The organism is Mycobacteroides sp. H003 (genome assembly GCF_001440135.1).
Taxonomy (GTDB): domain Bacteria; phylum Actinomycetota; class Actinomycetes; order Mycobacteriales; family Mycobacteriaceae; genus Mycobacterium; species Mycobacterium gwanakae.
In genome coordinates this window covers 131,727-155,208 of sequence record NZ_LJYL01000011.1, presented here as the reverse complement: position 1 = coordinate 155,208, position 23,482 = coordinate 131,727, and the positions used below count along the sequence as shown (strand labels likewise).

Annotated in this window: 21 protein-coding genes; 16 read left to right on the top strand and 5 right to left on the bottom strand. The window is 62.7% G+C overall.

Annotated elements, in window-relative coordinates; translation table 11 throughout:
* Positions 1-230 precede the first annotated feature (230 nt).
* Positions 231-1,214, top strand: a complete 984-nt coding sequence (locus tag AOT87_RS09455; protein ID WP_046253699.1) for an acyl-ACP desaturase — start codon at positions 231-233, stop codon at positions 1,212-1,214.
* 74 nt (positions 1,215-1,288) lie between these two features.
* Here the strand turns inward: AOT87_RS09455 and AOT87_RS09450 are convergent, their stop codons facing one another.
* On the bottom strand, positions 1,289-5,377 hold the full coding sequence (locus tag AOT87_RS09450; RefSeq protein ID WP_057967735.1) for a bifunctional nitrate reductase/sulfite reductase flavoprotein subunit alpha: 4,089 nt from the start codon (positions 5,375-5,377) through the stop codon (positions 1,289-1,291).
* Between the two features lie 187 nt (positions 5,378-5,564).
* Between AOT87_RS09450 and AOT87_RS09445 the strand changes: the two genes are divergently transcribed.
* The 5 genes from AOT87_RS09445 to AOT87_RS09425 all read left to right on the top strand — a co-directional run bounded on the left by AOT87_RS09445 (position 5,565) and on the right by AOT87_RS09425 (position 9,740).
* Positions 5,565-5,960 (top strand): PPOX class F420-dependent oxidoreductase, encoded by a 396-nt coding sequence (locus tag AOT87_RS09445; RefSeq protein WP_046253697.1) that lies wholly within the window; start codon positions 5,565-5,567, stop codon positions 5,958-5,960.
* A gap of 529 nt (positions 5,961-6,489) precedes the next feature.
* The gene (locus tag AOT87_RS09440; protein WP_057966358.1) at positions 6,490-7,542 is read left to right on the top strand and encodes an acyltransferase; all 1,053 of its coding nucleotides are present in this window, start codon (positions 6,490-6,492) and stop codon (positions 7,540-7,542) included.
* 104 nt (positions 7,543-7,646) lie between these two features.
* Entirely contained in the window at positions 7,647-8,636 is a 990-nt protein-coding gene (locus AOT87_RS09435) for a phospholipase D-like domain-containing protein (RefSeq protein ID WP_057967775.1), read from the top strand.
* Positions 8,629-9,198, top strand: a complete 570-nt coding sequence (locus tag AOT87_RS09430; RefSeq protein ID WP_030097830.1) for a chromate transporter — start codon at positions 8,629-8,631, stop codon at positions 9,196-9,198. Before AOT87_RS09435 ends, AOT87_RS09430 begins: the two co-directional genes overlap by 8 nt.
* A complete protein-coding gene (locus AOT87_RS09425) occupies positions 9,195-9,740 on the top strand; it encodes a chromate transporter (RefSeq protein ID WP_057967776.1) in 546 nt (181 codons plus the stop codon). The genes AOT87_RS09430 and AOT87_RS09425 overlap by 4 nt, the downstream gene beginning before the upstream one ends.
* Before the next feature lie 7 nt (positions 9,741-9,747).
* On the opposite strand, the gene AOT87_RS09420 is transcribed toward AOT87_RS09425, so the two are convergent.
* A complete protein-coding gene (locus tag AOT87_RS09420; RefSeq protein ID WP_030097832.1) occupies positions 9,748-9,966 on the bottom strand; it encodes a hypothetical protein in 219 nt (72 codons plus the stop codon).
* A gap of 138 nt (positions 9,967-10,104) precedes the next feature.
* On the opposite strand from AOT87_RS09420, the gene AOT87_RS09415 reads away from it, so the two are divergent.
* Genes AOT87_RS09415 through AOT87_RS09400 form a run of 4 tightly spaced genes read left to right on the top strand, consistent with a single transcriptional unit; the run spans position 10,105 to position 13,186 of the window.
* Positions 10,105-10,728: a class I SAM-dependent methyltransferase gene (locus AOT87_RS09415; protein ID WP_057967736.1), complete on the top strand. Its 624-nt coding sequence runs from the start codon at positions 10,105-10,107 to the stop codon at positions 10,726-10,728.
* Entirely contained in the window at positions 10,718-11,611 is an 894-nt protein-coding gene (locus tag AOT87_RS09410; protein WP_191985230.1) for a DUF1295 domain-containing protein, read from the top strand. Before AOT87_RS09415 ends, AOT87_RS09410 begins: the two co-directional genes overlap by 11 nt.
* On the top strand, positions 11,608-12,768 hold the full coding sequence (locus AOT87_RS09405; protein WP_057967737.1) for an FAD-dependent oxidoreductase: 1,161 nt from the start codon (positions 11,608-11,610) through the stop codon (positions 12,766-12,768). The genes AOT87_RS09410 and AOT87_RS09405 overlap by 4 nt, the downstream gene beginning before the upstream one ends.
* Positions 12,769-12,772: 4 nt before the next feature.
* Positions 12,773-13,186, top strand: a complete 414-nt coding sequence (locus tag AOT87_RS09400; protein ID WP_057967738.1) for a cupin domain-containing protein — start codon at positions 12,773-12,775, stop codon at positions 13,184-13,186.
* A gap of 5 nt (positions 13,187-13,191) precedes the next feature.
* Here AOT87_RS09400 and AOT87_RS09395 read toward each other — a convergent pair whose 3' ends face one another.
* Entirely contained in the window at positions 13,192-15,012 is a 1,821-nt protein-coding gene (locus AOT87_RS09395; protein ID WP_057967739.1) for an amidohydrolase, read from the bottom strand.
* 19 nt (positions 15,013-15,031) lie between these two features.
* Entirely contained in the window at positions 15,032-15,484 is a 453-nt protein-coding gene (locus AOT87_RS09390; RefSeq protein WP_057967778.1) for a TIGR03618 family F420-dependent PPOX class oxidoreductase, read from the bottom strand.
* A 161-nt stretch (positions 15,485-15,645) separates the two neighbouring features.
* Here AOT87_RS09390 and AOT87_RS09385 point away from each other — a divergent pair, with 161 nt between their 5' ends.
* The 4 genes from AOT87_RS09385 to AOT87_RS09370 are packed head-to-tail and all read left to right on the top strand — an operon-like array spanning position 15,646 to position 20,139.
* Positions 15,646-16,326: a TetR/AcrR family transcriptional regulator gene (locus AOT87_RS09385; protein ID WP_030097840.1), complete on the top strand. Its 681-nt coding sequence runs from the start codon at positions 15,646-15,648 to the stop codon at positions 16,324-16,326.
* A gap of 14 nt (positions 16,327-16,340) precedes the next feature.
* A complete protein-coding gene (locus AOT87_RS09380; protein WP_057967740.1) occupies positions 16,341-17,318 on the top strand; it encodes an SDR family NAD(P)-dependent oxidoreductase in 978 nt (325 codons plus the stop codon).
* Positions 17,308-18,960, top strand: a complete 1,653-nt coding sequence (locus AOT87_RS09375) for an AMP-binding protein (RefSeq protein WP_057967741.1) — start codon at positions 17,308-17,310, stop codon at positions 18,958-18,960. Before AOT87_RS09380 ends, AOT87_RS09375 begins: the two co-directional genes overlap by 11 nt.
* 24 nt (positions 18,961-18,984) lie before the next feature.
* Positions 18,985-20,139: a lipase family protein gene (locus AOT87_RS09370; protein WP_057967742.1), complete on the top strand. Its 1,155-nt coding sequence runs from the start codon at positions 18,985-18,987 to the stop codon at positions 20,137-20,139.
* Between the two features lie 35 nt (positions 20,140-20,174).
* Here the strand turns inward: AOT87_RS09370 and AOT87_RS09365 are convergent, their stop codons facing one another.
* Entirely contained in the window at positions 20,175-21,533 is a 1,359-nt protein-coding gene (locus AOT87_RS09365) for an amino acid permease (RefSeq protein ID WP_057967743.1), read from the bottom strand.
* A gap of 174 nt (positions 21,534-21,707) precedes the next feature.
* Between AOT87_RS09365 and AOT87_RS09360 the strand changes: the two genes are divergently transcribed.
* Both AOT87_RS09360 and AOT87_RS09355 read left to right on the top strand, forming a co-directional pair.
* Positions 21,708-22,403, top strand: a complete 696-nt coding sequence (locus AOT87_RS09360) for a GAF and ANTAR domain-containing protein (RefSeq protein WP_057967779.1) — start codon at positions 21,708-21,710, stop codon at positions 22,401-22,403.
* Between the two features lie 492 nt (positions 22,404-22,895).
* Positions 22,896-23,429 (top strand): DUF6328 family protein, encoded by a 534-nt coding sequence (locus AOT87_RS09355; RefSeq protein ID WP_057967744.1) that lies wholly within the window; start codon positions 22,896-22,898, stop codon positions 23,427-23,429.
* Positions 23,430-23,482 lie beyond the last annotated feature (53 nt).

The window sequence follows — 23,482 nt, the reverse complement described above, 5'->3', positions numbered from 1 at the left end:
CTGGTGCTCAACGACTTTCGATCCACCGGGATGGCAATCGATCGCCACCGTCGGCGAATACGCGCCATGGTCGGCCGCACGCAGAGGGACGGTCACGGAATGCTCTCAATTAGACGAGTAATCGCTGTACATGCCTGCGGGGCATCCAGGCATGCTAGATTTCTGTAACTGCTGGATACGGGTACTGCTAGTTGCGGTTTCTGTCTGGCCCCCACTACGAGGAAGTATTCATGCAGAAGGCCTTCACCGACCTGGAGCTGCTCCATGAGCTTGAGCCCGTGGTCGAGGCGAATGTCCATCGCCACCTCGGCGTCACCAAGGACTGGAACCCGCATGACTATGTCCCCTGGTCAGAGGGCAAGAACTACAAGGCACTAGGCGGCCAGGACTGGGATCCTGAGCAGTCCAAGCTCTCCGAGCTGGCCAAGATCGCCATGATCACCAACCTGCTCACCGAGGACAACCTGCCCTCGTATCACCGCGAGATCGCCATGAACTTCACCATGGACGGGCCGTGGGGCACCTGGGTGAACCGCTGGACCGCTGAAGAGAACCGCCATGGCATCGCCATCCGCGACTATCTGGTGGTGACCCGTTCGGTGGACCCGTTCGAACTCGAGAAGCTGCGCATTGCGCAGATGACCAGCGGGTTCTCCCCTGGCCAGAACCGCCAGAACATACCGTTCTCCGAGAGCCTGTTCGACTCGGTGGTGTACGTGACCTTCCAGGAGCTGGCCACCCGCGTCTCGCACCGCAACACCGGTAAGGCCTGCGCCGAGCCGATCGCCGATGAGCTGCTCAAGCGCATCTCCACCGACGAGAACCTGCACATGATCTTCTACCGCAACATGGTGACAGCCGGCCTGGAAATCGCCCCGAACCAAGCAGTCAAGGCTGTCCACAAGGTGCTCGATAACTTCACCATGCCCGGCTACACAATTCCGGGATTCCGCCGCAACGCGGTCACCATCGCCACCGGCGGCGTCTACGACCCGCAGTCACACCTCGACGAGGTGGTGCTGCCGGTGCTGCGCAAGTGGCGCATCTTCGAGCGCGACGACATCAACGGCGAGGCCGAGTGGTACCGCGAGGACCTGGCCCGTATCGTCAGTGACCTCAAGAAGACCTCCGAGGACTTCGAGGAAGTCAAGGCCAAGTACCTGGAGCGCCAGGCCAAACGCGCCGAACGCCAAGCCGCCAAAGTGCTGGTGTAGACGCGCGGATTACGCGTTACAGCTCGGGCGGTTTTCACGTACGTCAACGGTGGCACCTTTGTGTCAAGTCGGGTCTAGTAGACGTCTCGCAAATACCGCTTACTGGCGACCAGTTCGCGCTTGTAATCGTGGGCACCCTCGGCCGAGAGCCTGCCATGTTTTTCAATGATTGATGTCAGTGCGGTGTCGACGTCTTTGGCCATCCGGGATGCGTCGCCGCACACATAGAGGTGGGCGCCGTCTTGCAGCCATGCCCAGAGCTCGGCGCCGTTGTCCACCATCTTGTGCTGCACGTAGACCCTGTCCTTCTGGTCGCGAGAGAAGGCGACGTCAAGCTTGGACAGAAAGCCGTCATCGGCCATGGTGGACAGATCGTCTCGATAGTAAAAGTGTTGGGCCGCATGCTGGTCGCCGAAGAAGAGCCAGTTACGGCCGGTGTGGCCGAGCGCGCGACGCTCGTGCAGGAATCCGCGAAACGGTGCGATCCCGGTTCCCGGGCCAATCATGATCATCGGAGTCCGCGACTCCTCCGGGGGCCGGAAATGCGGGGACTTCTGCAGAAACACGGGAACTGGTGTGTCATCGGCGCGGTCGGCAAGGAACGTCGAGCACACACCCCCTCGTTCGGCGCCGCCAGTCCCCCGGTACCGGACCACGGAGACCGTCAACTGAACCTCATGCGGGCTGACCAGAGGGCTGGACGAAATCGAATAGCAGCGGGGGGTCAACCGCACCAATACGTCCTGCCACTGCTCGGCGGAGACGCGTACCGGAAATTCTTGCACGGCGTCCACGCCGCTGCGGCCAATCACCCATGATGCAAGGTTCTTTCGTGCTTCATGGAGATCCTTGACCGCTGCCGTGTTGGTGGTGTTGTCGGCGAGGAAGCTCAGCAGATTCGGGGTTATCCGCCCGATGTCGTAGGAGTATGTCAGCGCATCGCGCAGGGTCTGTTCTACACCGTCGACCTCGACGATTTCGTCGGCACGCAGCCCTGTGCCGGAGAGCCACGCGTCGACGGCGCCGTCGCAGTTGGTCGGGCAGACCCCGAGTGCGTCGCCAACACTGTAGGCGACGCCATGCTCGGAGATGTCGAACCCGAAATGTCGCACCTCTTTTGAGGAGGAACGCGGTGTCAGCACGGTGTTACGGGTCAAACGGGCCGCGACGGGACTGTTGCGGGTGAACGGTTCGGGTGCGCCAGTGCTCGACGATCGAGGGCTCGCGGCGGGGACCGCCGCCGGGGTGACCGGCCCCTCCTGGGTCGTGATCAGATCCGTCACCTGACGTGCCCATTGCGCTAGAGGCTCGTCATCGTAGATCTCGCAGTCCATCCGGTCCATCAGACGGACCGCGCCCAGACTTGCCAGGCGTTCGTCGATGGATTTGGCGTGCCCGCAGAAGTTCTCGTACGCACGATCACCAATTCCCAAGACCGCGAAGCGGATCCCAGACAACTGCGCATCCGATGCATGCAGGCGGTCCCAGAAGTCGGCGCCGTTATCAGGAGGGCCGCCGTCTCCGAACGTGCTCGTGACGACCAGGACGTCGGTGGCCGCGGCGAGATCAGCCATCCCACAGTCGTCCATGTTCACGATCCGCGGCGGCGCACCCGTGGAACTAAGCTGCGCGGCAAGGTTGGTGGCATAGTCCTCGGCGTTGCCCGTCTGGGATGCCCACAGCACCAACGGCATGGGCCGTGTGGCAGGTAGCGGTGCGGCGAGCGGGCCAGGCGCCGAGTCGCCGGTACGGGAGTACATTCCCGCCAACGCTCCGTCGACCCAGAGCCGGACCAGATCACTAACGGGCGCCCCTGCGGGCAAGACGGGAACTCCCTCTCCTCCCCGCTCCAGAGTGGTGAAAAACCCAGCCAGGTAGACCTGTTCGCTCTCGACCAGATTGGGCACGGGCTGCGGTGCCAGGTCGAGCGCTTCTGCGACGGGGTGCATGGATGTTGCCTCCGGTCGATCGGGTTGCTGGACGACCGCGATGGGCCGCATCCTGACCGCACACACTTTCAGCTCAGGCTGCAGCGAGTCGGGGTCCACGGCATCGCTCGTCAGTGCGTTGATAGCGAGGTACTCGCCATGCTCGTCGTTCCAATGGAAAGGTACGAAGCAATTGCCTGGCCGCACACGGTCGGTGATGAGGGCGGGCAGCACAGCGCGCCCGCGCCGCGAGTGCAATTCGACCGGTTGGCGGTCAGCGATGCCCAGTTCGGCGGCGTCCTCTGGATGGATTTCGACGAAGGGATCACTGTTGAGCTTGTTGAGCTTGGCCACCTGCCCCGTTTTGGTCATGGTGTGCCATTGATGTTGCAGGCGGCCCGTGTTCAAGATGAACGGGTAGTCGTCGTCGGGCAGCTCGCGCGCATCCATGTGCGGGCGTGGGTGAAAGACCGCCCGGCGCGACGGGGTCGCGAACGCCAACCGCGGTTGATGTCCGGCGGCGTCGACGAAAAGACTCTGGCTGACACCGTCGTTCAGGTAGCGAATCGGGTGCCGATCGTTCGCATCGTCTGGGGGGCACGGCCATTGCAATGGAGTCTCGCGCAGGCGCTCGTAGCTGGCACCGCGAAGGTCGTAGCCCGTCTTTGGATTCCAGAACCGGCGAATCTCATCGAACACCTCCTCACTGGACGCATAGCTGAACTGCTCGCCGAATCCCATGGCCGTGGCGACTTGGCAGATCAACTGCCAATCGGGTCGGGATTCACCCATCGGGCCGATCGACTGCTGGAGCAAGGTGAGGTTGCGTTCCGAATTGATCATCACCGCGTCGGCTTCTGCCCACAAGGTGGCGGGCAGGACGATATCCGCGTAGCGGTTTGTGGCCGTGGCCGCGTAGGTGTCCTGGGTAATGACCAGTTCCGCGGTCTCCAGCCCGGTGATCGTGGTGCCCCGATTTGCCACTGTTGCAACAGGATTAGTGCAGATGATCCAACACGCCTTGATATTTCCTGCCGCCATGCTGTCGAACATCGCGATGGTTCCCGGGCCCACCTCGGTTCGGATGGTCTGCGGCGCCAGGCTCCACTGCTGTTCCACGAACGCTCGGTCGTCGGCGCTGACCACGGATCGCTGGCCGGGCAGGCCCGGACCCATGTAGCCCATCTCCCGTCCACCCATGGCGTTCGGTTGACCGGTCAGCGACATGGGGCCACTTCCCGGACGGCAAATCGCGCCGGTCGCGAGATGAAGATTGCAGATCGCGTTGGTGTTCCAGGTGCCGTGCGTGCTCTGGTTCAAACCCATGGTCCAGCACGTCATCCACTCGCCGGCCTGCCCGATCATGGCGGCGGCAGCACGGATATCAGCTTCGGGGATACCGGTGATCTCGGCTACCACCCCGGGCGGATAGTCGGCCAGGAACTCGGGCATTGCCGCCCAGCCCTCGGTGTGTTCGGCGATGAACTCCTCATCGATATCGCCGGACTTCACCAGAAGATGAAGCAATCCATTGAGAAGCGCCAGATCAGTACCGGGGTTGATCTGCAGGAACAAGTCGGCTTTGTCGGCAGTCGCGGTGCGCCGCGGGTCCACGACGATCAATTTCGCGCCGGCCTTCAACCGGTCGGCCATCCGAAGAAACAGAATGGGGTGGCAATCAGCCATGTTTGCGCCGATGACGAAAAACACATCAGCGCTGTCGAAGTCGGTGTACGAACCCGGTGGGCCGTCCGCTCCGAGCGACTGTTTGTACCCGGTGCCGGCGCTCGCCATGCAAAGTCGTGAATTGGACTCGATGTGCACAGTACGGATGAATCCCTTGGCCAGCTTGTTGGCCAGGTACTGTGCTTCGACCGACATCTGACCTGATACGTACAGCGCGATCGCATCGGGCCCGTGCTCGTCGAGTATCGAACGCAGCCGCTGACCAGCTTCGGTCACTGCGACATCCACCGGCGTCTCGACAAGCTCCGCACCACGGGAGGGCCGGACCAGCGCGGTCTTCAGACGACCGTCGACCGCCTCCATCAACTCGGCATGGGTAGCCCCCTTGGTGCACAGGCGGCCGAAATTGGTCGGGTGAAGCTTGTCGCCCGACACCCGTGCGATAACCGGGCCCCCAGGACCGGGCTTCGTCTGGACCTCGATACCGCAGCCCACACCGCAGTACGAGCACGCGGTACGCGTCGTACCCATCTCCCCTGGAGTGGCCATGTCACCACAGTGACCCGGATGTGTTTCCCCATCGTTTCCGTGGACATTATGGAAAAGAAAAACCCACCTCACAGTGCGGCCAACGCTCCTGTAAGCCTCGGCCGACCGCTCGGGACCGGACGCGCCCAGTGCGATCGGGCGCCGTCTACGACAGAATCGGGTGGACTGGCCGATGAGAGGACAACGAATGACGGATTGGGATGTGGTCGGCCGGGCGAACTATGTGTCGTTGACGAGCTACCGCAAAGACGGTGCGGCGGTATCCACGCCGGTCTGGATTGCTCCCGCCGATGGCAAGCTCTACTTCTTCTCGGAGGTCGCGGCGTACAAGATCAGACGTATTCGGCGCAACCCAGCGGTGACGTTGCAGCCCTGCGGTATTCGAGGGCAGCTCATCCCCGATGCACCGGTGGTGGCGGGCATCGCGCGCGTCCTGGACTTCGATGACACTCGCAGGGTCCGCAAGATCGTCAATCAGAAGTACTGGCTGTTGGGGCCGTTGAGTGAATTTGGAGTCTGGATCACCCGTCGTCAGCAGGCATCGGTGGCCATCGAGATCTCCCCGGGCCCCGAGGCCCCGTAGCTGAGCTACGCGTTTATCTGAGCTCCGGTTTCTACTCGAGTGGCAGAAGAGCCGTATCCAAAATCCATCTGTCCGCAGCGTACGGATAAGCAATGCGAAGCAGCTTCGCCGAGCAAATCTGTTTCAGGAATAGTTATTGCCACGGGACCCGCACGGAATCGCATTCGGTCGCCGCGACGCATCCCTATGCGTCTCAGCCCCTCCGGATACTGCTTTGCAATAGCTCGACAGCAATGAATCAATGCGTACCGCGAGATTCTTGCCGCTTGCCCTCACCGTGGTGAGCCCAAACAGACATATCCGCTGCTATCGGCCATTGTGCACCGCCGCGGACGCAAGCAGGTAAAGCGTGATGGGGAACCAATGGAATTCGCTCGTTCGATCTCAGAGAAGCCGGAACAATTCGCAAACAACTTGAGCACTTGCGGTCTGAAGATTCGTCCCGCGAGGTAAGCCGGGTGCCACTCGGGATTGTGCAGTATGTTCATTCGCAAAAGTAAACACACAGCATCGGCGCCTCGGGGAATTTATGAAGCTTGAGCAGGTATTTGATCGACAACACAATGCGCTGACGCTGTGGCGTCTCATTCTCGCGATCGGCGTGGTCTTCTACCATTCCTGGCCCCTTACCGGCCGCGAGATTGCCTACGAGCCGATCGTGCGGCTGCTCAGTAATATTTTTGCCGACGGATTCTTTGCCATCTCAGGTTTCCTCATCACTGCCGCGTGGATGCGTCGCCCGTACCTGAAGGAGTATTGGGCCTCACGCGTTTTGCGTATTTTCCCCGCACTATGGGTGTGTCTGCTCGTAATCGCCTTCGTGATCGCTCCGATCACGGCCAAGGTCCAGAACACGCCGATTTCGTTGTCGGCAGAGCTCGGATACGTCATCAACAACGCGCTGCTCAACGTGGCGTACATCGGCATCGACGGCACTCCCGCCGATGTGCCGTTTCCGGGGGTCTGGAACGGATCTATCTGGACCCTTTTCTTCGTTCTGCTCTGTGACGTAATGGTCTCCGTCCTTGGCTTCCTGGGACTTCTGAAGCGCCGTTGGGTTATTCCCACTCTGTTCGTCTTGGCGACAGTCTGGGCGGCTTACGTCTCCTACACCCCGCCGATGTTCAGCTGGCCACAGATGTTGGCCCGGTTCTTCGTCGTTTTCCTCGCGGGCGCGATGTTCTACCAGTACCAGGACCGGATACCGGCCCGCTGGTCCTTGGTCGTGCTCAGCGCCGCCATTGTCATGGCTTCCGGATTTACCCAGAACTATCGAGTCATCGGTGCCCTACCCCTGGCGTACGCCATCATCGTTTCGGGTGCGCTGATCCGTAGAGCTCGGCTGCGCAACGATCTTTCGTATGGCGTGTACATCTACGCATTCCCTATCCAACAGATGCTTGCCAGCTTCTGGCTTGTCCGCTTGAACCCTGTTGTGTTCTTCGTCATCGCCACAGCGGCCACCTTGCCGGTAGCCGCATCGAGTTGGTTCGTGGTGGAAAAGCGGGCCACCGAGCTCAAAACCCGGATCTTCCGCAGGTCCCCCACACCGGCCGCGGCGCAACGGCCGGTGACGCCGTAACGGCGCCACCAGTTGCATTGGGGTTCAATGAGGTTGCCAGCCGGATCGAAGTGTTCATGTGAATGGCAGACCACTGCGCGATCTTGGTGCTAGCTTCTGCTCTTGTGTCCCCCTTCGCGCCTCGCCTCATCGTCGAGCCGGACGACGGCCTGGAACCGGTTCGTGAGTTCATTGAGAGCGCAGAAACATCGCTTCTCATCAAACAATTCACCTTCACCGAGGAAGGCTTGATCGACGCCGTCATCGCGCGGCGTCAGGCGGGTGTCGACATTCGAGTGATGCTCAACCCGCAGCGATCCGGGGGCGATCGCGCCAACGACGACACCTTCGGCAGGCTCACCACGGCCGGGGTGAACGTCGCCTGGTCTAGTCCGAAATTCTATGTGACGCACGAGAAATCGATAGTCGTCGATGGCAAGGCCGCACTGGTGGCCACCTTCAACCTATGCGAGAAATACTTCACACGGACACGCGACTACGGCGTCATCACGGTCGTGCCCAGTCATGTCAAACAGATCGTCGAAGTGTTCGAGGCCGACTGGGAACACCGCGACTGGGTACCGTCACTCTTCGACGGCCTGCTGTGGAGCAATGCGAATTCCCGGTATCACATGGCGGAATTCATCGACGCGGCTGAGCAGCGGCTCGACATTCAACATCCGAAGTACGTCGATGCTGTCATCTTGGACCGTGTTGCCGCGGCAGTGGACCGGGGTGTCAGGGTGCGCGTGCTGTGTGGGGGCAGGCACGGCATCAGTGAATGGGACATTCTGGACACGTTCGCATCGCTGCGGACATTGCGTCGCATCGGAGTGAAGGTGCACAAGCAGAAGAACCTGAGGGTGCACGCCAAATTACTCATCATCGACAACACCCGGGCACTGGTGGGCTCGATGAACATCGATCGCAGCGCCTTCGACCTGCGTCGTGAACTTGGGATCACCATCACCGACCCACCCGTGGTTGCCCGGCTGAAAGACGTCTTCGACACCGACTGGGATCTCTCCCATCAGTACGACCCTCCGGATCCGCTGGATTCACGTCAACACTATGAAGACGACTTCCCACACGATCCGGAACTCATGCATGAGTAGCGGTGACAACGATCCCCCGTTGCCACGGGTGTCCCTCTTTCGCTTGGCGTGGACGTTCAACCACATAGCGCTGGCCTCGTTCGGAGGTGGTTTGTCGGCGTGGTCGCGCGAGGTGCTCGTCGTCGAGAGGAAGTGGCTGGGCGAGGAAGAATTCCTGTCCGCGATGACGATGTGCCGAATCCTGCCGGGCGCCAACCAGATCAACATGGCCGTATTCGTTGGCACCAAGATGCGCGGTGCACTGGGCGCCATCGCGGCCGTCGTCGGGCTCTGCCTGATACCGCTGGTTCTGGTGTTAACGGTGTCGTACTTCTACTTTCGCTTCAAAGAGGTACCCGCCGTCAAGGGCGTACTGCATGGCGCTTCCGCCGCCGCCGTAGCGCTCACCCTGGCGATGGTGATCAAGACCGGACAGAAGTGCCTCACCAGCCTGATCCCGGTGCTCCTGTTCGCCGCCAGCTTCGCGCTCAACGGACTGATGCGCTGGCCCCTGCTGGCGACACTCGCACTCCTTGCCCCGCTGGCCCTCTTCTGGGCGTGGCCCAGGAAGGCGGCCGCGTGAACACCTACTGGCAGCTGGTGGTGTTGTTCGGATCGCTGTCACTGATGTCCATCGGCGGCGGTAATGCGGTGCTGCCGGAGATGCACCTGCGCTCAGTGCGCGACGAACACTGGCTGACCAATTCGCAATTCGCCGACATCTTTTCGATCTCCCAGACCACACCGGGCCCTAGCATTCTGATCGTGGCGATGGTCGGGTATGCCGCGGGCCTTCCTGTCGGTGGCATCGCGGGAGGCATCCTCGGCGGAGTCATCGCGACGGTCGCCATGGTGTTTCCCGCCGCCTCCCTGGTGTATGCGGTAACGCGATTCTGGCAGCGGGCACAGAAGTCGAAATGGCGCACCGCCGTTGAGAGTGGCTTGGCGCCGCTGACAGTCGGGCTCATCCTGGCGACCTCCCTGGTGATGAGCCGAGCCGCGGATCACGACTGGCGTGCCTACACGGTCACCGGAATCTGCACCCTGATCTTCGTCTTTACGAAGACAAATCCGTTGATCGTGGTCACCGCGGCCGGAGTGCTCGGCTATCTAGGTCTTGTGTAGTACCAGATCAGCGCCAACCGAAGCCGGGTCCACCAAACCCGACCCCGAATCCGTCGTCGCCCGGCCACATCCACGGCGTCGTGAGCTCATCGTCATCGGTGCTTTGGGTGCAGGCGGCGTCAGGGCCCAGACCTCCCGAGAACTGACACTCGGGCTCACCCCGAGCCGGCGTGGCAAGAATCAGCATCGCCGCCAATGCTGCTGTGGCACATGCGCTGTAACGCATTTCCATCCCCCTCCTTCGTCGCAATAACGTGCGGGGTTGGCATGAGATTAGCACCGCAATCGCGGCGCGGTAGGCCATCGAGTGAGGTATTCGAGTGCCCTGATCTGCGACGCTACCTCCGCTTGCGACAATGGCTGCATGGTTGAGCAGAGCCTCTGGATGCAGAAAGTCGCGGCCAATCCGAACCATTCGCATTGGTACATCGAGCGGTTTCGCGCCATGGCGCGTGAGGGTGCGGATTTGGCGGGCGAAGCTCGCTTTGTGGACGCGATGGTTCCTCGTGGCGCCCGGGTCCTCGACGCCGGGTGTGGCTCCGGCCGGGTGGGCGGGTTTCTGGCGGCCGCCGGTCACTGCGTGGTCGGCGTCGACGTCGACCCGGTGCTCATCGAGGCGGCCGAGCAGGACCATCCCGGTTCACGGTGGATCGTCAGCGATCTCGCCGACCTCGACCTGCCGTCGGCCGGTATCGCCGAGCCATTTGACGTCATCGTGTCAGCGGGCAATGTGATGGCGTTTCTCGCCCCGAGCACACGGGTTCAGGTGTTGAAACGCCTGCGCGGACACCTCGCGGAAGATGGCCGCGCGGTGATCGGCTTCGGCGCCGGCCGTGACTACGAGTTCGCTCGATTCCTCGACGACGCTGCCGAAGCAGGTCTCGCTCCGGACCTCCTGCTGTCCACCTGGGACCTGAGGCCCTTCACCGATGACTCGGACTTTCTTGTCGCACTGTTGCGAAGGGACAACACACCGCATGAGCTCTGAAGCCATCGTCCGAAGCAAGTCACAATCGTTGGTGCTCGTGACCATCGCCTATCTCATCGCCGTGGGCGTGGCCGCCGGCTGGCTCATCTGGGGTCCAGGTACCGGCCGCATGTGGCTGGACACGTTGATCGCCGATGTGCTGGCCACGGTGGTGATATTCGTCTTCAGCAGGCTGTACCGCAATTCGAGCTTCTACGACGCCTATTGGAGCGTGATACCCCCGCTGCTGCTGGTCTACTGGTGGAGTCAGTCCGGGGTACATGAGTTGCGTTGTTGGCTCATCGCGATGGTGATCGCGCTGTGGGCAGTGCGCCTCACCGCCAACTGGGTGTATTCGTTCCCTGGTCTGCACCATGAGGATTGGCGCTACCCGATGCTGCGCGCCAGCGCTGGCCGATGGAGCTTCCTGGCCGATCTGGTCGCCATCCATCTCATCCCCACACTGCTGGTCTTTCTCGGGATGGTGCCGGCGTATGTCGCGGTAACGCGCCCCGTCGGCGACCTGGTCTGGCTGACGACGATCGCGTGTCTGGTTGGCCTCGCGGCTGTAGCTCTGGAGCTGGTCGCCGATGTGCAGATGCACCGCTTCACCGGCAACCGTCGTCCCGGTGAGGTGATGGACCGCGGCCTGTGGTCATGGTCTCGGCATCCAAACTATTTCGGAGAGTTCAGCTTCTGGCTCTCCCTAGCACTCTTCGGTATTGCGGTCTCCCCCGCTGATGCGTGGTGGCTATGCCTCGGCGCCGCGGGCATGTTGGGGATGTTCCTGGGCTCGAGCATCCCGATGATGGAGCAGCGCAGCCTGCAGCGGCGGCCCGAGTACCGAGATGTCATCGCACGGGTATCCCGATTTGTGCCCCGCCCTCCACGGAAATCGGCGTGAGCCGCAGACGGGTCCTTATCGCCGGGCTCGGCGACAGCGGCCTGCTCACGGCGATCCGGCTCGCCCGCCACAGCGATGTTGTCGGAATCTCCGCCAAACCCGGGTTGGTCAGTGGCCAAGAGTTAGGGATACGGCTTTCACGCCCCGACGAATGGGCACGGAACTACTGGGTGCCGTTTGACCGGTTCCACAGACTGGACCGTGTCCGTACCGTGCATGCCCGGCTCACCGGCGTCGACTTCAGCGCCCGAACAGTTTTCGCCCACAGCAGTAACGGCGTATCGCTTGCGGAACCATACGACACTTTGGTCATCTCGACCGGTGTCAGTAACGGCTTCTGGCGACAGTCCACACTGCAGTCCAATGTCGAGGTCGCTGCGGAGCTGCGCGCGGCGCACCTGCGACTGGCCGCGGCGGGCACGGTAACCGTCATCGGTGGAGGGGCAGCCGCTGTGAGCAGCGCGGCCAACATCGCGATCACATGGCCCAACCTGCGTGTCGACCTGTATTTCCCTGGTGAGCGTGCGCTCACACAGCACTCGCCGCGAGTATGGCACCGGATTCGGCAGCGGCTCAACGACCTCCGCGTGGGGCTGCACCCCGGACACCGTGCACTCATCCCCGACGGATTCACCGGCAACCGAATCACCGGCGAGCCGGTTGAATGGATTTCCGGGCAGTCTCCGGTCTCCTCCGATGCGGTGCTGTGGGCGATCGGCCGGGTCCAACCCAATACAGAATGGCTGCCCGACGAGGTACTCGACCAACACGGATTTGTCCGTGTGACGCCACAACTGCAGGTTCCCGGCTACCCCGACGTCTTCGCCGTCGGAGACGTCGCGGCCACCGATGCGCTACGCACCTCGGCTCGCAATCGAGCTGACCGGCTGGTGGCTCACAATGTTCGCGCCGGAGTATCCGGGCGGCCTTTACGTACCTACCGCCCACCCAGGTACCGGTGGGGCTCGGTTCTCGGCGTACAGCCCGACGGGCTGGAAGTCTTCGCCCCCTCCGGTCACGCCTTCCGCTTCCCCGCGTGGTCGATCGAGCGCGTACTGCAACCCTGGATCATCAAACGCGGTATCTACCATGGCATCCGCGACAACACGGCGCCGCCGTCGGGCGTCGGCACACTCAAGCCTCTCCGGAAGGATTGACCGCATGAACATCGGCAGCACGATCGTGATGGGCGCATGTGCCGGGCTGGCGACACTCGCCGCGGCGTGCGGGTCATCTACCCCCGTGTCCGAACGTGAGCCGGTGAGCCGCACCGACTTACAGCGCCATGATCTGAGCATCCCGGGCCACGAGGCACTACAGACACGTGTCGATTTTCAGCCGGGAGCCACGGCTGCCCGCCACAAGCATCCCGGCGAGGAGATCATCTACGTGCTCAAGGGCACGCTGGTCTACGACATCGACGGTCAGGGTTCACAGAGCGTCACCGCCGGAGATGTCCTTTTCGTCCCCGCCGAGACTTTCCATTCCGTTCGCAATGTCGGTGATGACGAAGGTTCAGAACTGGCAACCTACATCGTCGACAAGGACAAGCCGCTCTTGGTACTGGCTAAGTAGGCCGGTCAGTGCTTGATCTCGTGACGGATCTGGCCGTCCATCATCGTCATCGTGACCGTCGCCTTGTGGATGTCGTGTGGGTCTCCCTCAAGGATGTTGCGGTCGAGCACGATGAGATCGGCGAGCTTGCCGACCTCCACCGAGCCGACCTTGTTCTCCATCCGGATCTGGTGGGCGGCACCCAGCGTATTGGCCTGCACCGCCTGCGCCGCCGACAACTTCTGGTCGGTGGGGCCGAGCACCGCGGCATTCGGGTCACCGATCAGCTGACGGGTCACACCGATCTGGATTGATTCGAGTGGCTTGTAGGTGGAGAAGTACCCCGCCGCAGGCCAATCCGTTCCCAGTGACACTCTTCCGCCGGCGTGCAGTATGTCCTGGATCCGGTAGAAGTTGTCCTTGCGGGGCGCGCCATACCGGGCAGCCAGATTGACCACGGTGTCGGGGTCGGCGGAGAACCAGTTCGCGGACAACTGGGCTCCAACCCCAAGCTTGGCAAATCGGGCGTTGTCCGCGTCATCGACATAGATCAGGTGCGCGATTGTATGCCGGCGGTCCCGGGCGGGATTCTTGGCGATCGCCGCCTCAAACGCATCCAGTGCCGCCCGCACCGTGCGCTCCCCGCACGCGTGCACATGCATGTCGATACCCGCAGCATCAATCTGGCCGACCAGCTGGCCCCACTGCTGCTCGGTGAACGGTGACGTTCCGATCGAATCGGGTTTGTCCGCATAAGGATCGAGCAACCAGGCGGTGTAGCCGCCTTGGGTGCCGTCGCCCATGATCTTGATCATCCCCACCTGAACGAGGTCGCTCGCGATCTCGTCACGAGTCTGGGTGAACATCGCTACCGCATCATCGAAGGGAGGCGCCTTCACAACATAGGACGCCACCACGCGGAAAGGTAACGCGCCCCTGCGCTCAATGTCGTTGTACAGCCCAAGAAACGCCGCCTGACTCCCGACCGGAGGAACACCGGCATCGAACACCGACGTGATGCCGGCCGCAGCCGCATGGGGCAGCCAGTCCTCAAGTGCTCGCCGCATGCTCTCAGCGGTAACCGGTTCGATGGCATCGATCAGGTCAAGCATCGCGCTGATCTCCAGGATGTAGCCCCTCGGCTCGCCCTTGCCATCTTTTGCGTAGTAGCTGAAGCCTGGGACCGGGTCGGGCGTATCTCGATGTATGCCAGCGACTTCCAGGGCTTTACTGTTGGCCCACATGCTGTGCGCATCGACGGCGAAGAAGAAGCCGGGCCGGTCCGGCAGGACACTGTCCAATTCTTGACGGGTCGGCCCCTCCGGCCCGAACATGTCGATACGCCAGCCAAATCCGCGTATCGGCCCATCCGGATTCTCCTTGGCGTACTTGGCAATAGCCGCCAGTGCCTCTTGTTTGGTCGAAACTTGCAGATTCACGCCGCTGCTGAGGAAGGCACCGAAGAACGGATGAATGTGCCCCTCCACAAACCCGGGCATGAGCAGCTTGCCGTCCAAATCGATGACGCGGGTGCCCAGGCCCACCATCGCCATCGCGCCCGCCTCATCACCAACATGTCTGATGGTATTGCCCTTCACGGCAACCGCTTCGGCCCATTCCTGATGCCCGGACACTGTGTAGACGCGGCCGTTTCGGAAGACGAAATCCGCCTCGGCATTGTCGGGGTTGGTACTACCTGACGTGGACGACGAATCGGCCCCTGTAGAGCATGCGGCGACGGCGCCCGCCCCGAGCGCCACCGCGGCCGCAGCGCGCAGCGCCGTCCGGCGGGTGGTCTTCGTGCTCAACGACGAGAAATGCGGCGCCCACTCGCATGCGATACACATATCTGCACAATATTGCGGGCTATCCCGGCGCGGGATTGGAATAGACGCGGCCGGGCGCGATGAGAACTGCGGCGCGTCGTTCTTCGGCCATCACCCTGTCGTAGGTGTCCCAGTCGTCATGGGTACCGCCGGCCGCCTGGAAGATGTCGCGCAACAACAGCCTTAGCGTTTCCTCGTCGATACCGGCTTGTTGGTCGTCTAGGCCGATGATCTCGGCGACTCCCTCCACGGTCACCCACTGCCATCCGGCGCGCACCACGATGGTGGCCCGTGGGTCCGCCCGCAGGTGATCGAGCTTCCGGGTGCCCCCGGCCGCCACCAGCGCGACGGCTGGTTCACCGGTTCGGGGGTGGCGCATGACGCCGGCGTTGATCACCGATGACTGGACGCTGCCGTCGCTTCGAATCGTGCTGAGCACGCACAGCCCATGGTCACGATCGACCAGCTCGGCGAATGCGGATATGTCTGTCACGACTGAAATCCCTTCCATGTACAGCCACGACGGGCGCAATTCCAACTGTAGGCCCCGATCGTCTCGAGGGCGCCAGAGATTTTGAATCTGATTCAGAAAGATCTTGACGCCCCTCTTCTCGATGACTACTTTCTGAATCAGATTCAAATACTGGAGGTGTCATGGTCGGCAACAAACGTGGTGTCGCCTCACGCGCCGCCCTGCTGGAGGCCGGTCGCGTCGCCTTCAGCACGCAGCGGTACGACGAGGTGTCGATCGTGGATCTGGCCCGCGCCCTTGGCGTGGCCGCGGGCTCGATCAGCTACCACTTCGGTGGTAAGCGCGGCTTCTACCTGGCCGTGGTCGAGCAGGCGGCCGACGAATTCTGGGGTGAACTCGTCCAGATGCGCGGTCCGGCGCTGGAGCGATTGTCCGAGGGTGTCGGCAAGTTTCTGGATCGGGCACAGCAGGAGCCCGGCGCCTTCGAGGCGCTCCTGGCCGACGTGTCCGATGCCGAAGTACGGCGTGTTCGTGAACAACATCGCCAACGTCTGGCACACGCCTTGGCCGTGGAGATCACGGGAACCGAATCGACGCCGGTGCTGCGTGCGGCGATCAGTGGCTGCCTCTCATTCATCGAGGGCATCGTGCTGCATTGGATGCATACCGACGAGATCTCCCGCGACACGGTTCGCGATCTGATCATGGCCAACTTCTTCGGCACTGTCCTGAGCGCCGTGCAATCGGACCCTGATATCGAACTCAGCCAACGTGTGGTCGATGCCGTGGTGTCCGATGCGCAACTACGAACTGTGCTCGCCGGCCTGGCCTCCATAAGTCCCTCAACTAACAACACCAAGTAACCGAAAGCACCGAGATGTCAACGATTTTGCCCACTGGGCCTTCCCCCGTCGTACACCATCCGATCGCACGCGCGGCCGCCTATCTGATCGGCCCGCGCGGTTTACGGGACATCGATCGGCTCCGCGGCGAGGTGGCGGGAAAGGTCGTCGTCGTCACCGGTGCCTCGTACGGGCTCGGCGCCGCCACCGCTGAACTCTTCGCGCAGGCCGGTGCGAGGGTGGTGCTGGCCGCACGATCCATGGAACAGCTCCGGATGGTTGCCTCCGGTATCGCCGAAAGGGGCGGCGAGGCAGCGGTTTACCCACTCGACTTGACATCCGAAGCCTCGATCACAGAGTTCGCCGAGGCTGTACTCCATGATTTCGGTGCGATCGACTATCTGGTCCACAACGCCGGTAAATCACTGCGCCGGTCGATACACCTCTCCTACGACAGGCCCAAAGACGTCAACGCGACATCGGGCGCCAACTACGTGGGGCCCATGAGGCTCACCCTGGCGCTGCTACCCGGTATGCGTGCCCGGGGAACCGGCCATATCGTCAACGTCTCGACAGTGGGCGTGATGTTCGGGGTGGTACCCAAGTGGGGCTTCTACCTGTCGTCCAAGGCCGCGTTCGACATCTGGATGCGGGCCGTCGGAATGGAAGCCCGCGGCGATGGGGTGACCCTGACAACTTTCTACGCAGGTCTGATGCATACCCGGATGAGCGCACCGAGCCGGTGGATGCGGCTGCTTCCGGGACAGACCCCCCTTGATGCGGCGCGCGTGATCGCCCGCGCCGTCGTGGACAAACCCAGAACGTTGACGCCGGTGTACGGGCATCCCTCCGCGATATTGGCTCCGGTGCTGCGCTTTCCGATGGAACCGATCCTCGGTTTCGTCTATCGGCGATTGGGTGATACACAGGCCTCCCTGTCAAGGGTGACCGCAGGCCGGCCGGCACCAACTCGTGTCCAGACATCGGACCCGGTGGGTGCTCATGCCGAATGAGTTCAGGCAAAGCCTCAGGCAGTGGGCTGCCGCGGTGCCTGCGGCGCTCACCTCAGGCGCGCTCACCCCGATGGGTCCACGGGCCGTCGCCGCACTTGCCCGCGCCCTCTGCCAGTACGGGCCGACACCGGCACTGTTGTTGGCGGCCAGCGCGATTCGATTTCCCAACAGGGCCGCGCTGATCGACGAGGCGGGGCACATCACCTATCGCCAGTTGCATCAGCGCGCGGAGGCTATCGCCGCGGCCGTCTACGCGCTGGCGCCTTCTGCCCCTACTTCGGTCGGGATCGTATGCCGCAACCATCGAGGATTCGCCGAGGCCATGCTGACCGGTGCACAGCTCGGGGCCGAACTCATCTTCATCAACACGGAACTGACTCCTCAACAGTTGCAGGCGATCCTGCAACGCCACGAACCGGACGTACTGATCTTCGATGCCGAGTACACCGAAGCGGTCGATGCCGCAAACTACCGTGGCCTGCGGGTCTTGGCGTGGCACGAGACCGCGGCCGCAGATGGACTCCTGAGCTTGGATGCACTCGCGACACAAACGCATCCCAAGCCGCCACCGGTGCGCCGTCCGGTGAAACTCACCCTGCTCACTTCGGGCACCACCGGGCTGGCCAAGGGAGTGCCGCGCGCCGTCAAACCCCGACAGTTGGTGCTCATGTGTGTGACCGCGATGGCCACCGTGCGACTGCGTTCCCGGGACAGGGTGCTGGTGGCACCGCCGTTCTTCCACGGATTTGGCTTGGCAGCGCTGCTCGGGCCACTGGCGCTGGGAGGCACCGTGCTGTGCCGACGCCGATTCGACGCCAGGCAGGCCATGGACGATCTCGCGCGTCAACATGTCACAGTGCTGTTCGCGGTACCGGTCATGCTGCAGAGGCTATTGACGGCGCTCTCGGAAATAGGCAGGCAAAACGCTCAAGGGCTGCCCTTGCGGATGATCGTCACTGGCGCTGCGCCAATATCCCCCTCCACGGTCTCCGGTGTGCTGGCAGCCTTCGGACCGATATTGGTGAACGGTTATGGATCCACTGAAGCCGGAGTGGTGGCGATCGCCTCCCCTGCGGACCTCGTTGCCGCACCCAATACTGCGGGGCGCAAGGCACTTGGCGTTTCGGTGCGCATCCTTGGGGATGACCGCCGAGAGGTCAAGGCCGGTGATACGGGGATGATCTTCGTCCGTGGTGGCCTGGAGTACGAGGGTTACACGCCCGACAAAACGGCGCACGCCGCTGCCAAGGAAGTCGTCGACGGGCATGTGAACACCGGCGATATGGGTCATTTTGATGCCGAGGGCAGGCTGTACATCGACGGTCGCTCCGACGACATGATTGTCTCGGGTGGCGAGAACATATTCCCCGGGGAAGTCGAGGACCGACTCACGGCGCACCCCGCGATCGCGGATGCTGTCGTCATCGGCGTACCCGATGACGAATTCGGTCAGGTATTGCAGGCTTTCGTGGTTGCGGCGGCGGGGTCCTCAGCGCCCCGGGAGGACATGCTCAAGGCTCATGTTCGGGAGGGTCTCGAGCGCTACAAGGTTCCGAAACGGTTCGTTGTTCTTGACGAGATACCTCGCAATGCCAGTGGCAAAGTACTTCGTGCACAACTACATTCACCCGACGCTTCATAGCCGCACCACCACCGAAGGACAACGATGTCTCATACCCCGGCCACCCGCCGAGCGCATGATCGGTTCTACGATCCGCCCGCTCTCGACAACACTGGATCTCCCGGCGATCTACTGCGTGCCACGCCCATGGCCGCGCGTGTCTTCCCCGGAGTCAGGATGCGCACCCACGCATGGCGCGTGCTGTATCGATCGACGACCGCCACCGGCACCCCCATCGCGGTATCCGGTGTCGTGCTCATCCCCGATGCTCCCGCCCCGATGACTGCACGGCCTTTACTCGGATTCGCCCCGGGCACCCAGGGTCTGGCGCGCTCTGCCACCGTGTCTCGCCTACTTGCACTCGGCCTGGAGTACGAGGCCCCCTTCCTCACCGCGGCCGTACGGCGCGGTTGGGTGGTGGCCGTCACCGACTATCCGGGGCTCGGCACCCCTGGCGTGCATCCCTATGTCGTCGGAAAAACAAACGGACGCGCGCTTTTGGACATCATGCGCGCCGCAAGACAGCTGCCCCAGGCCGATCTCGAAGCGCAGGGCCCAGCGGGCATATACGGCTACTCCGAGGGCGGCAACTCTGCCGGTTGGGCCGCGCAGTTACAGCCGAGCTACGCACCCGACATGCCACTGCGCGCCGCGGCCGTCGGCGCGGCTCCGGTGGATTTCCCCGAACTCGCCACCGAACTGGATGGTGGACTTTTCGCCTTTCTCCTGCTGTACAGCGGGATTGGGCTCGACAGCAGCTATCCCGAACTGCGATTGCATGACTACCTCAACCGAGGCGGGCGGCTGGTCACCGCAGTGTTGCGACGGACCCATATTGTCGCCGCAATTGTTCTGGGCCTACTGCTACCCAAGAATCGACAGCGCTATCTCGCGGGTGCGGACCCCTTTGTCGAGCCGGCATGGGTCACGCAACTGCACGACAACAGCCTGGGACACCTGGCGCCCGCAGCTCCGGTGTTGGTGGGCACCGGACGGCAAGATCAGGTGATTCCCTACCGTCAGGCCGAGCTGTTGGTGCAGCGGTGGAGCGCTCTCGGTGTCGACGTGCGCGAGCATCCGATTCGTTTCGGTGAGCACCTCACCGCTGCACCACAATTCGCGAAGGCAGGATTCGCATTTCTCTCCGATCATTTCGGTCGCGCCGAAGCAAGCGCGCCCCCGGTGAGGGAAGCGGGATGATTCGGATACCGCGAGGCGTGGGGCGTTAATCTCGCCTACGCAACCCGGCGCGACATGCGATACCCGGCCGCGAGCAGTAGAAGCCACACCGCACCGACGATGAGCGCAACGCGGGTATCCGCACTGAAGCCCAGCAGGATCATGACGAAGACCAGAAATCCGGTCGCGAACACCTGCAGGTACGGCCAGGCCGGTACCGGAAAGCTCGGCCCTGACATATCGCCGGCGCCCGTTTCCGATCGGAACCTGAAGTGGGACAGAAGGATCATCAGCCAGACGAAGATCGTTGCAAAGGTGGCAACCGAGGCGATGATGACGAAAACACGTTCCTCTATCGCATAGTTCAACACCACGCCCACGAGCAAGGCCGCCGTCATGACGACCACAGTCATCCACGGGACGCCGTTACGCGATACCCGCCGCATGATCGCCGGTGCCTGTCCTCGCTGAGCCATGCCGTAGATCATTCGCCCAGCGGCGAAGACATCACTGTTGATCGCCGACAATGCCGCCGTCACCACAATGACATTCAGGACGGTCGCCGCTGACGTAAGCCCCAACCCCTCGAATATCTGGACAAACGGGCTGCTGTTCGAATCGATGGAGCGCCAGGGATTCAGGGACATGATGACAGCGAGTGTCAAAACGTAGAAAAGCATGATGCGTATGGGAACCGTGTTGATGGCCCGGGGAATCGTGTGCGCGGGGTCCTTGGCCTCACCCGCGGTAATTCCGATGATCTCGGTGCCTCCGAACGCGAACATCACGATCATGAAGCTGCCCAAGAAACCTGCCAGGCCGTTGGGAAAGAAGCCGCCGTCATTCCACAGATTGGCGATACCGTGCTGCGCCTCATGCCCGGTAGATGTCCCCCACAGCAAGATCGCGATGCCACCACCGATCATCGCCACAATGGCAAGCACCTTGACGAGGCTGAGCCAGAACTCGACTTCCCCGAACACCTTGACGCTGAGCAGATTTATCGCACCGATGAAGAAGATGATCGAGAGGACCCAGATCCAGCGTGGCACGCCCGGGAACCAGAACCCCATGTACACACCGAACGCGGTGACATCGGCCAGGCAGACGACGACCATCTCCAGGGCGTACGTCCAGCCGGTGAGAAACCCGGCCAGCGGGCCCATGTATTGCGTCGCGTATTCGCCGAATGATCCCGCGACCGGGCTGCGCACCGCCATCTCCCCCAGCGACCGCAACACGATGTAGATGACAGCCCCGCCCAGCAGGTAAGCCAGCAGAACCGAGGGGCCCGCCTGCCTGATCGCTTCGGCCGATCCGTAGAACAGACCCGTCCCAATGGCCGAACCCAATGCGATGAAGCGGATGTGGCGCGCGGAGAGCCCTCGCGTCAGCGTCTCCGACGTGCTGTTCACAGGGCGAGCTCCTATCGCGTGGCCTATTCGGGGTTATGAGATAACCGGGAAGTTAGCTGAGTTTAGGTGCTCGCCCGCTGGCCGTAGTCATCGGAGCTGATCGACCTGACGCTGTGACTCCCATGTGGCAGGAGAATCACGCTAACCCGACTGCCAGCTGGCACGATGGTCATCGTGACCGACGACCCTGTTCCCGGCGCCTTCAGCGCGAAGATGGCTGACGCCGCCCGCCGCATGCAGCAAGAGCATTCCAGCGTCGAGATGACGCTGGAATCGATCACCGCCGCGGCTCTGAAGAATGTGCCCGGTGTTGAGCAGGCCGGCATCACCCTGGTGACCGGTCAGTACACCATCGAATCCCGGGCAGCCACGTCTGAGGTGCCCCGCATTCTCGACGAGATACAACAGGAACTGCGCGAGGGGCCTTGTGTCCAATCGGCGTGGGAGCACGAAACGGTGTACGCCGAGGACCTTGCCACGACCACACGCTGGCCGGAATTCGCCAAGGCAGCAGTCAAACTCGGTGTGCGGTCGATGCTGTCTTTCCAGCTGTTCACGTACGGCGAAAACCTTGGGGCGCTGAATCTCTACGCGCGAAGCCCGCAGGCATTCGGCGCGGATTCCTATGACGCCGGCCTTGCGCTGGCCACCCACGCGGCGATCGTGCTCGTGGCTGCGCAACGCGAATCACAGTGGGTCTCGGCGCTAGCCTCCCGCGACATCATCGGGCAAGCCAAGGGAATGCTGATGGAGCGGTTCGCCATCGATGCCGCCCAGGCCTTCACGCTGATACGGCAGTTATCTCAGGAGTCCAACACCAAGCTGGTGGACGTGGCCCGTGCCATCGTCGATGATCGCCCCTCGCGTTGACGCGCGCCATCGTCAGACCGGTGCGAAGATCGCCTCTGATGCCGCCGAGATAGCAAGGGCTGCAAGGATAGTCTTGTCACTCCTCCCATGACCTCCGCAATCGGATCGATCAGGGTACGTTCACACACCCCACATTGGGGATGCATCCGCTTCCACCGCCCGGCCCACCGGACCCAGTCGGACCGCCGGGGATGCTCCCGGCGCCACCCTCAGGTCCACCGCCACCGGTCGGACCGCCGGGGATGCTGCCCGCAGCCCCGCCCGGGCCGCCCCCGCCGGTGGGCCCACCTGGCACGCTGCCGCTGCCGCCGGGCGCCGGGGGTGTTTGAGTGGTGGTGCCGACGCTAGAAGCGGCCGTATCGCTACCGCAGCCAACTAGCGAAGCAATCACCGCCATGGAGCTGATGACGACACTCACTGAATTTCTGGCTTTCGTATGCATACATTGCCTCTACCCGGGTTTCGCCCGGCTCAAACGGGGACCATCGACAGGTGGACGCCGACCACCCGGAAAACGACCAGCAGTGGGACGCAAGGGCGCGCCGCGAGAATGTGACCGAACGGCTTGACCGGAACTGGGCCAGTCTTTTGCAGGAACTGCGGGTCCTGGAAACCGGCGTCCAATTGTTGACCGGTCTGCTGCTCAAGCTCCCCTTCCAACAGCGCTTCATCGTGCTCGATCACCCGATGCGGTTGGTCTATCTCGCGACGGTGGCTTGCTCGGTTGTGTCCACGGTGCTGTTGATAGCACCCGTTGGCATGCACCGCGTGTTGTTCCGCCGGCATCGTCTGCCGGTGCTTGTCTCTGCGGCACACCGGTTGGCGCTCGCCGGTCTGCTGTCACTGGGACTGGCCATGGCCGGAGTCACCGACATCGTCTTCGAAACTATCTCGGGGCGCCGCGCCGGTATCGCTTCGGGTGCCGTGGCACTCGTGGCATTCACCTTCTGCTGGCTCGTGTTGCCGCTGATCCTTCGTTCGAGAATCACCTCGCGGACGCGGCGTGGGCCGCGGCTTCCCTCCTAGCAGAGGCATTGCGGCCCGGGCGGCGCCGCGACGTTTGTTCATGCCGCGGGCGG

Coding starts and splice junctions, on each gene's coding strand:
- AOT87_RS09400 (WP_057967738.1), top strand. CDS start 12,773: ATGAACATCGGCAGCACGATCGTGATGGGCGCATGTGCCGGGCTGGCG.
- AOT87_RS09415 (WP_057967736.1), top strand. CDS start 10,105: ATGGTTGAGCAGAGCCTCTGGATGCAGAAAGTCGCGGCCAATCCGAAC.
- AOT87_RS09440 (WP_057966358.1), top strand. CDS start 6,490: ATGAAGCTTGAGCAGGTATTTGATCGACAACACAATGCGCTGACGCTG.
- AOT87_RS09420 (WP_030097832.1), bottom strand. CDS start 9,966: ATGCGTTACAGCGCATGTGCCACAGCAGCATTGGCGGCGATGCTGATT.
- AOT87_RS09385 (WP_030097840.1), top strand. CDS start 15,646: ATGGTCGGCAACAAACGTGGTGTCGCCTCACGCGCCGCCCTGCTGGAG.
- AOT87_RS09395 (WP_057967739.1), bottom strand. CDS start 15,012: ATGTGTATCGCATGCGAGTGGGCGCCGCATTTCTCGTCGTTGAGCACG.
- AOT87_RS09455 (WP_046253699.1), top strand. CDS start 231: ATGCAGAAGGCCTTCACCGACCTGGAGCTGCTCCATGAGCTTGAGCCC.
- AOT87_RS09410 (WP_191985230.1), top strand. CDS start 10,718: ATGAGCTCTGAAGCCATCGTCCGAAGCAAGTCACAATCGTTGGTGCTC.
- AOT87_RS09430 (WP_030097830.1), top strand. CDS start 8,629: ATGAGTAGCGGTGACAACGATCCCCCGTTGCCACGGGTGTCCCTCTTT.
- AOT87_RS09375 (WP_057967741.1), top strand. CDS start 17,308: ATGCCGAATGAGTTCAGGCAAAGCCTCAGGCAGTGGGCTGCCGCGGTG.
- AOT87_RS09380 (WP_057967740.1), top strand. CDS start 16,341: ATGTCAACGATTTTGCCCACTGGGCCTTCCCCCGTCGTACACCATCCG.
- AOT87_RS09370 (WP_057967742.1), top strand. CDS start 18,985: ATGTCTCATACCCCGGCCACCCGCCGAGCGCATGATCGGTTCTACGAT.
- AOT87_RS09450 (WP_057967735.1), bottom strand. CDS start 5,377: ATGGCCACTCCAGGGGAGATGGGTACGACGCGTACCGCGTGCTCGTAC.
- AOT87_RS09445 (WP_046253697.1), top strand. CDS start 5,565: ATGACGGATTGGGATGTGGTCGGCCGGGCGAACTATGTGTCGTTGACG.